Here is a 7,477-nt window from a genome sequence, read left to right as displayed (position 1 = left end):
AGAGAACCCTTTAGGACGTTACCCCATCATTTGATTCTTCGATATAACCCTTCAGTTCCGAAGAACTGTCTGACCTTTACCTGAAGATTGTGACCAATTTCAATTTAAGCCAGAAACATTTCGCACATTAAACGCACCCGTTAGCTGAAGAGTGGGGAATAGATTATTAAAAGAACTCCTAATAAAATAAGACCAAGAATAATAATTAATCCATTACTAAAATCTAATACCACACCTAAAGTCACCCATAACAAATAGAAAATTTTATACTTTGTACTTTCATTTTTATTATTTTTATAGGCTTCTTTAATAAACCACCCTAAAATGATACTTCCGCCAACAACCAATATAATTCCAATAGTCACTTCTTTCATAATTGTATGGTTTTCTTACTCCTTTTAAGGAATTTATATACCTGTTAGTTTGTCACTGTTCCAATTCAACTATCCTGATCGTTAGTTCAACAAAAAAATGACCACCGCAGCGATCATCAAAGTTAAACTTCAAACCTTTTCAATTCCCATTCCAGAAACAACAAAATGAGGACCAATATCTTTTCGGTTAAAGAACCTCCAGTGTTCGCCTTGATCGTCATCTTCCGAACTATCTGGAAATGCTTCTAGTTTGTAACTCTCTGATAAAAAGACCTTTAATCCACCAATATCATCAGATTCAATGTTCTTTACCTGTAATCGTCCTTTGTGATTTATAAAAGTTTTAATTCGTTCATCAAATCTATTGTTATCTTGTATATCCCAATCAAAGTCCTCAATGTCTCCATCCCAATCCGAGCTTGGAGAATAGAAATCCCGTGATGCTACAACAATTTTATTATTTAAGGTAATTCTCCAAGAACATTGAATATGAAGTGCGTATTCTGCTGAAACTTGGGTTTTTCCTCTTCGAATGATTGGAAGCATATCCCCAAAACCCAGCCAAAATAGGTTAGTTGCTCTTCCTACATCCTGTAATTTTAATCCCACTAATTTCCCTAATTCAGCAATAATGTCTTCTTTCATACACGTCTCCCTGCTTGGATTATTATTTAAGGAAAGAACCCGTTACTTGAATGAATTCCATCCCAATGAAAAAAGGCTTTTCGTTAAGAGTTTGGTCTTTTGTTAAAATCTCTGTTCCTTAAAATAAAACTTCGATCTATTTCATCGTCTTCAACTGTTTCCGGATAGTAATGGCAAATTACTTCCTCTTTCGGTATATTTTTGGGGACACGTAAAAAACGTGAATATAACTCAGCGCCTGTTTCAAGGTCATCGATTATAATAAAACAATCTACTGTATCGACAAATTGCCATTGGACCCGTTCTTCATATGGATTGAGGTGATCAATTTCATTATTCTTTGCTTTCTTTTCAGCAATGGAATAAGCGTGTTCAAATGACTGTGCTTTAACAAGCATGATACTTTCCTCATAGGTTTTGTGTGCATCCGTGTAATTTTCATCTATTGTTTCTGGATTAGGCTTTCCGGTGATGATACATTCATATAATAATTTAACTGCGTACCATTCCCAACTTGATCGTTTGTCACTTTTCTTCATAGAAATCCCTCCTCACAGACCGCTTGAACACTATTTTGTGCCTACAGTGAGCGAACTTCCTTCTGCTTTCTTTGCCGTATATAATAAAGCCATATGCGAACAATGTAATAACACCAAATAAAAATACCAAGCATATAGATTGCCAAGTTTATTTTGGGGAGATGGTTGGAAAAAAGACACATAAAAATATATAATGCAGCCAATGGAAGAAACATCATCGTGTATCCAATGGCTACCCGGCGGGCATGCTGCAATTGCTGTGAATTTTCGCTAAAAATCTGCGGACGTTTTTCGTTATCTGTATATTCACGGCTCCATATCGTCCAATTTTGTAATGAAGAGTTGGAAATATAAACTTGACCCCATTCGGTCTCCCTAATAAAATCAAAAAAGCTTTCATTCGAAAGATTTGAATATATGGCACAATACCTTACCTTTCGTGGGTTGCCCTTGATAAAATAAAAGGCTTTTCCTCCACTTCCGATTCGATAAAGATTAAAACCGAGCTCCTCCATCTTTTCGAGCCATATTTCCAGCTTGTCAGGGGAAAACATCCATCCAAACTTTCTTTTTACAACCATTTGCCCTGAACGTTTCAATTTTTTTTCTTTTTCCTTACTCCATCTTTCTCCGATCAATTTAACACGTTGGGGTTCCCTTTGGCTGCCTCCGCTTAAATCCCTATTACTCTTCTTAATCTTTATAATCGAATAAAGACTGAGAATGTAGACTCCTATTGCAATTGCAAGAGCGGTGTAGGTTAAACTCCACAATGGGCTTGGTTCCACTTCCACAGGTACATTTGCAAACAAGACCATTCCCATCATTGACAGGTTGAACAGGGCTATAGCCGTTAGATATACGAATATAGCGGTAAAAATGAACATGATGATCCGATTATGTTTGATGATGCCATCACGGACCGGGGAAGTTTTAATTTGTTGCGGATGCTCTTCATTGGTTAAAAAGTACCAATTCCCGTTTTGTGTCACCTTTACCCAGTTATCGTTTAGCAAGGAAGATGGTAGCTGCATGCCTTGCATTTTCTCAAAACCGATTCTGTAAGTCATCATTTTGGGCTCATCTTGCCGAAAGAAAAAGCAGCGTGTCCATCGGTTTAATTTCACCAATTGATATCCATTTTCCGCCATTGTAGAAAGCCATTTTTCCGTTTTCTTTACGTCATAGCTCCAAAATGGTCTGAATACTTTAATCATGGAAAGCCTCCTCGAATTGTAATGCATTCCGGTACAGTTCTCTCAACCGGCTGATTTCCGCAGTCATTAATTTTTTCCCGATCTCCGTCATTTCGTATAGGGTCTTTTTCTCTTCATCGGCAAAAACCGTAATCACACCATCTTTTTGCATTTTGGTCAAAGTCCCATAAACGGTTCCGGAACCCAATCGAATACGTGCCCCAGTGATTTCCTCTACATGCTTAACAATTCCATAACCATGTCGTGGTTTTGTTAAGGACAATAGAATATAAAAGGCGGTTTCTGTCATAGGCAGGTACCTTTTTAGCACTTTTTCAAACTCCAAAAAAACACCTCATTAAATTTAAATATATCATGATTCGACTATATCACGCCGTGACATATGTAGCAATATAATTTTAGATGAAAAGAAGCCCTTTTAATAATTAAGGATGCCGGAAAATGATCGGTAGCCTCCATTACTAAAAGAGCTTTGGGGTTCACGTTAACTCCATTTTAATAAATGCCATATTAAATACCTTTTGAAAAGGAAGCTATTGTTGGCATCTATTTATATTTTAATAGTGGTCGTATAAAACTAAATATCCCACCACAATGCTTATCAATGCTCAAAGTCCTAATATTGTTTGGATAAGATAAAAATTGGTGGTAATGGTGTGAACTTTTTAAAGCCTTCAAATTTATCAGTATTTAAAAAAAACACTTTTGTAATTCTTCTCATTCCCCATAAGAATACAAAACCAAAAATTATTAAAATAATTCCTCCAATGCCTGAGACTTAAAAAAGTTAACCACATCTAGATCCTCCAAAGTTCAGTGTTTATATATATAACAGCGTTTAAAGCCACAATATAACTTCCCGATAATTGCTTCATTTTATCATATCTTATTAAAGTATCCTGCTTCGTTAGTGAAACAAGAAAAGCTGCCGAATTGACAGCCCCGATCTTTCACTCTTGCACCCTTTAGTTTAAGTACAATACTTCACAATGTTGTTAAGAAATAAAGAACTCAAGCAACTAATTAACAATGTCAGTACCCTTTTGTATCCGTTTTTTCTTTATTTGTTATGGAATATCCTTTGACAGCTCACTGACGAATACAAAATGTTTCAATCGAGAAAAATTTGATCCTAATTTTCTCCGAAAATAAAAATTGCTCTTACACTGTCATCAAACGTATTAACCACCAACACAATTTGTTTCGCGAAAAAATAAAAAGACCGGATAGCGATGGAATCCTTTAAATTCTCATCTAATTTCCATCCCACAGGTGTTATTACAAAAGGTTTATTATGCTTGAAATTATTATTTTTCATAAATTGATGAATCCCATCATTCTCTTTTAAAAACAATGGAGTAACATCTTCCTTTTTGATTGAAAAATATTGAATACGTCCTATGGAATCGAGAGGTTGATTATTCCTATATAAATCTGTTACTACAGGATAAAACTTTTGGGAAATCAAACCCTTTGCAAGCTCTTTTGATTCGTCTTTTAGATCTGACAACTGAATTTCCTTGAATTTATCCTCAATATAAAGTTCTTTTACAACCTTATAATGCGGAACCATTTCCATCATTATTATTTCTAACACCCACGGGGTTACATCTTGAAAAACAAGAGCAGAATGGTGATCCTCGTAAATAACATCAGGTGCAGCGTAAAGGAAACATATTTCACTCATTTCATTTAGGCTATCAGCTGATTTGATAGTTTTAAATTCAAGTGCGTTAATTTGAAGCTCACCATCATCGTCACTGTCCTCAAAAAGACTGTCAAATTGTTTCTCATTAAGTTCTTCTATCCATTTTAAAGTGTATTCCTTTGGTTCTGAAACAAAGTCCTGTTCAAGTGGAGCGTATAATGTCCAACCATTTTGTCGTCTCCTTTTATACTTACGTAAAAAAAAAACAACCCCCCCTGATATGACTATCAATAATGTTTTCAGTATATTACTCATAAGATACCTCTATATTTTATTATATTCATTATTAGCATTGTTCCACTTCTGTTTAATTTCAATCGAAATATGCACATTATTTTATTGTTTAACAACCTTAAATATGTATTTCCTTATTACACTAACCTGCTTCATTAGTTGAAAAAGCAAAACGGGATCGCCGTATCCACCCCGTTATTGAAAATAAGCCCCCATTAGAGCTTAAGTACATTCCTTCACAAAAGGATTATATTCCAAAGTGTATCATGTATTTATTTTCATCTTTAGCCTGTAGAATTTTCGAAGCTAACTCATTAAGTTCAGCAGATTTTCTATATAATGTTGAAGTAGTAATCACATCAAGGAACATTGATAGTGATTCATGTGGAATAATTGTAATTCCCCAGTAAGCTAAACCAAATTCAGGTCGTTCAAGCGAATGAAAGTAGGTTCTCATAATAGTTAAATCCTGATTTAAATCAAGAATTATATCATCATCAACAGAAATACAATTAAATTTTTGTGGATTATACCCAATATTTTTTTCCGCATTTTCAATATTATCAATTATTCCAAATTCATGAACAGGCATTATTATCAACCTCCTGATACACATTGTATAATGCTTATTGCACCATACTGGCTGTTACTTAAATAGAAAATGACCTCCCCAGCGATCATTGCCGGAAAGCTTTTTACTCAAGCCCCCAGTTTGTTGAATAAGAATCTTCGTTTTTATCCTTCGTTAATTACTCCGTATCTATTTTGTTTTCCCATCCAAGAACTAGCATCACGCCACTTTAGACTCTTGGCACAAATCCAACTATTAGTGCCAAGTGTATAGTCTTCGGGTTCCCAATCATAGTCGTCAGCCCAATAAAATAAACCTTCATGTAAAATCAGTTTAGCATCATAAATAATTGAATCATAATTAATTGGACTCGGAACAATGTGAAATTGGGTTACGCCTTCAAAAAGCAACTCAATTGCTGAAGGGGCACGATACTGCCTTTGGAAAAGGATTCTTACATTAGTATCAAGTTCCGGTGATATCCCCATCGATAAATTTTCATCAACGTAACTCTCAGTCCACATGTACAATTCCTTTAGACAACTATCATGGAATCCACCAAATATGTCCAAAAGACTTTCAATATCTTTACTATCTTTGACTTCAATCCAATCCATCGGATGACCCCCATTCTTTATTAAGTAGTTCTATCACTAAACAATAGCACGTTTTACCATTTCCTTCTTCCACTTACATGACCCGATACCGGGAGAAGAAAAAAAGACGCCGCCTCCGCAACACCTTTTTTAACTCTAGCTCCCGTTACTTTAATTAGTTATGGGTGGGTTTGATGCTAAACAGTGTACGTGTTTTCTCAATATATTTTGCAGTACAGTGATAGGTCCCTTGCTTAACATCACTAAAATCATCAAAATCTCCAATAACAACAAAATCACCATTAATTTCTACGTGAAGTTCGTGGATAGTTGTTCTCCCCGTTGTTTCAAACTCTGTTACAACACATTGACCACTAGCAGTTTGAAAATTCTTATTTTTAATGGCAATATAATCCTCTGTATCCCAAATTATAAGTAACAAACATATAATTCCAAAAAAAGTTACTGTAATAACAACAGAATAAAAATCTTTATGTCCTCGTTTTTTTTTCACAAAAAAGATTACTATAGAGGAGCAAATGATTAGCCCAATTAATGCATAGATTATCTCAAACATATGATAATATTTTTCCTTTTCTTCTAATTTCTCGGTCGTATGAGCATGCCTTCCACTTCATATAAATCTTCCCATGTACATTAAAATGGACTATACGCAACAACTTATTTAACTATTCTTCTCCGTTTGTTCAATAAGAAAAGAGCTGCCGGGACAACTCTTTGTTGAACTCTCGCTACCCGCTAGCATTCCTGTAGAGAGTTAATTATTGACTTTGATAAAAAAAGAGCTCCTCAGTAAGATATGAGTATAGACACCACTCTAACTCAAACCTTAGGAGGAACCCCTACTATGAAGTTTAAAATGCAAGACAAGCAAAATCAACTAATAGAAAGAATTTCCGATAAACATCTCGTTGTTGGTGTGGACATTGCTCAACAATTTCACGTCGCTCGAGCAGTGAATTTCCGTGGAATTGTAGTCGGCGATCCTCTCACATTTGAAAATAACGAAGATGGATTTACTATTTTATTGCACTGGATTAACAAATTAAAAAGGACAAATAACTTAGTTACCACTATAGTCGGCATGGAACCTACGGGACATTACTGGATTAATCTATCAAAATGGCTTTTCGAACAGAATATTGATGTTGTAACAGTAAATCCGTACCATGTAAAAAGGAATAAAGAGAATCGAGATAATACCCAGTCGAAAAGCGATAAAAAAGATGCACTAGTTATCGCTGATATGGTGAAAAATGGTTACTATTCCATCGTTCATCCCACTTCTGAATCATTTGAAGAACTTCGTGTTCTTATGTCTAACCGTGATGTGATTGTGAAGCGTCTTGTTAGTTCAATCAACCAATTAAATCGTTGGGTAGATGTTGTCTTTCCAGAGCTTCGACAAGTTTTTAAAGACGTGAAAGGTAAAGGGGCAATCGCACCCCTTCGCTTATTTCCTACACCAATGGAATTGCGTTCAATGCAACCTCAAAACGTTGTTATCGGGTGGAAATCACTGATGAAGAGACAGCCTGGATTAAAAAAGGCCCAATTACTAATTCATTTAGC

10 protein-coding genes are annotated in these 7,477 nt (G+C 35.3%); 1 reads left to right on the top strand and 9 read right to left on the bottom strand.

What is annotated here, in order from left to right; genetic code table 11:
- Nucleotides 1-140: 140 nt before the first annotated feature.
- The 9 genes from M3610_RS27105 to M3610_RS27065 form a co-directional block, all read right to left on the bottom strand.
- On the bottom strand, nucleotides 141-374 hold the full coding sequence (locus M3610_RS27105; protein ID WP_251463576.1) for a hypothetical protein: 234 nt from the start codon (nucleotides 372-374) through the stop codon (nucleotides 141-143).
- A gap of 129 nt (nucleotides 375-503) precedes the next feature.
- A complete protein-coding gene (locus M3610_RS27100) occupies nucleotides 504-1,019 on the bottom strand; it encodes a hypothetical protein (protein WP_251463575.1) in 516 nt (171 codons plus the stop codon).
- Nucleotides 1,020-1,102: 83 nt separating this feature from the next.
- Nucleotides 1,103-1,558 carry a DUF4288 domain-containing protein gene (locus M3610_RS27095; protein WP_251463574.1) on the bottom strand — a complete coding sequence of 152 codons (456 nt, stop codon included), beginning with the start codon at nucleotides 1,556-1,558 and terminating at the stop codon, nucleotides 1,103-1,105.
- 41 nt (nucleotides 1,559-1,599) lie between these two features.
- Entirely contained in the window at nucleotides 1,600-2,775 is a 1,176-nt protein-coding gene (locus tag M3610_RS27090) for a DUF2812 domain-containing protein (RefSeq protein WP_251463573.1), read from the bottom strand.
- Nucleotides 2,768-3,064, bottom strand: coding sequence for a PadR family transcriptional regulator (locus M3610_RS27085; RefSeq protein WP_396953682.1), 297 nt, complete (start codon nucleotides 3,062-3,064; stop codon nucleotides 2,768-2,770). The genes M3610_RS27090 and M3610_RS27085 overlap by 8 nt, the downstream gene beginning before the upstream one ends.
- Nucleotides 3,065-3,907: 843 nt before the next feature.
- Nucleotides 3,908-4,738: a hypothetical protein gene (locus M3610_RS27080; RefSeq protein ID WP_251463571.1), complete on the bottom strand. Its 831-nt coding sequence runs from the start codon at nucleotides 4,736-4,738 to the stop codon at nucleotides 3,908-3,910.
- Nucleotides 4,739-4,964: 226 nt separating this feature from the next.
- On the bottom strand, nucleotides 4,965-5,312 hold the full coding sequence (locus M3610_RS27075) for a short-chain dehydrogenase (protein WP_251463577.1): 348 nt from the start codon (nucleotides 5,310-5,312) through the stop codon (nucleotides 4,965-4,967).
- A gap of 140 nt (nucleotides 5,313-5,452) precedes the next feature.
- Nucleotides 5,453-5,905, bottom strand: a complete 453-nt coding sequence (locus tag M3610_RS27070; RefSeq protein ID WP_251463570.1) for a hypothetical protein — start codon at nucleotides 5,903-5,905, stop codon at nucleotides 5,453-5,455.
- A 154-nt stretch (nucleotides 5,906-6,059) separates the two neighbouring features.
- Entirely contained in the window at nucleotides 6,060-6,461 is a 402-nt protein-coding gene (locus M3610_RS27065) for a hypothetical protein (protein WP_251463569.1), read from the bottom strand.
- Nucleotides 6,462-6,752: 291 nt separating this feature from the next.
- Here M3610_RS27065 and M3610_RS27060 point away from each other — a divergent pair.
- On the top strand, nucleotides 6,753-7,477 hold a 725-nt coding region (locus M3610_RS27060; protein WP_251463568.1), incomplete at its 3' end, for an IS110 family transposase.

The sequence above is a fragment of the Neobacillus sp. MER 74 genome (assembly GCF_023714155.1).
The sequence above is the reverse complement of the archived record's forward strand: the minus strand, read 5'-3'. Positions and strand labels throughout refer to the sequence as shown.